Annotated in this window: 1 protein-coding gene; it reads right to left on the minus strand. The window is 70.4% G+C overall.

Features of this window, described 5'->3' with window-relative positions; translation table 11 throughout:
* Positions 1-40: 40 nt before the first annotated feature.
* Positions 41-1,030 (minus strand): aldo/keto reductase, encoded by a 990-nt coding sequence (locus tag ACFWM7_RS35350; protein ID WP_383268899.1) that lies wholly within the window; start codon positions 1,028-1,030, stop codon positions 41-43.
* Between the last annotated feature and the right edge of the window lie 39 nt (positions 1,031-1,069).

A 1,069-nucleotide genomic window follows, 5' to 3' on the forward strand; every position in this document is an offset into this window, starting at 1 on the left:
GGTGACGGGAGGCCCCCTTGTCCACGCTCGCGGCCCGTTCCTACCAGGCGAACGCCTCCGGCGACGGCCCCGGGCCCGGGAAGATCTCGTCCAGGCCGGTGAGCACCGCCTCCGGGAGGTCCAGCTCCAGCGCCCGCAGCGCGCTGTCCAACTGCTCGGCGGTGCGCGGGCCGACGATCGGGCCCGTGACACCGGGGCGGGTCAGCAGCCAGGCCAGGGCCGCCTCGCCGGGCTCCAGGCCGTGCTTGTCGAGCAGGTCCTCGTACGCCTGGAGCTGGGCGCGGGTGGCCGGGTCGGCCAGGGCGTCGGCCGCGCGGCCCGAGGCGCGGCGGCCGCCCTCGGTCGTCTTCCTGATCACGCCGCCCAGCAGCCCGCCGTGCAGCGGCGACCAGGGGATGACCCCGAGGCCGTACTCCTGCGCGGCCGGGATGACCTCCATCTCGGCGCGGCGCTCGACGAGGTTGTAGATGCACTGCTCGCTGACCAGGCCGAGCGAACCGCGCCGGGCGGCCTGCTCGTTGGCCTGGGCGATCTTGTAGCCGGAGAAGTTCGAGGAACCGGCGTAGAGGATCTTGCCCTGCTGGACCAGGACGTCGATCGCCTGCCAGATCTCGTCGAAGGGCGTGTTCCGGTCGACGTGGTGGAACTGGTAGAGATCGATGTGGTCGGTCTGGAGGCGCTTGAGCGAGGCGTCGACCGACCGCCGGATGTTCACGGCGGAGAGCTTGTCGTGGTTCGGCCAGGCCTCGCCCTCGGCGGCCATGTTCCCGTACATCTTGGTGGCCAGGACCACCTTGTCGCGCCGTCCGCCGCCCTGGGCGAACCAGGTGCCGAGGATCTCCTCGGTGCGCCCCTTGTTCTCGCCCCAGCCGTAGACGTTGGCCGTGTCGAAGAAGTTCAGGCCCGCGCCGAGCGCGGAGTCCATGATCGCGTGGCTGTCCGACTCGTTGGTCTGCGGGCCGAAGTTCATCGTCCCGAGGACGAGCCGGCTGACCTTGAGTCCCGTACGTCCGAGCTGTGTGTACTTCATGACGCCCCAGCCAACTCCTTCGAGTCCACTCCAGGCAAG

It is taken from the genome of Streptomyces sp. NPDC058375 (assembly GCF_042723425.1).
GTDB classification, from domain to species: Bacteria; Actinomycetota; Actinomycetes; order Streptomycetales; family Streptomycetaceae; genus Streptomyces; species Streptomyces durocortorensis.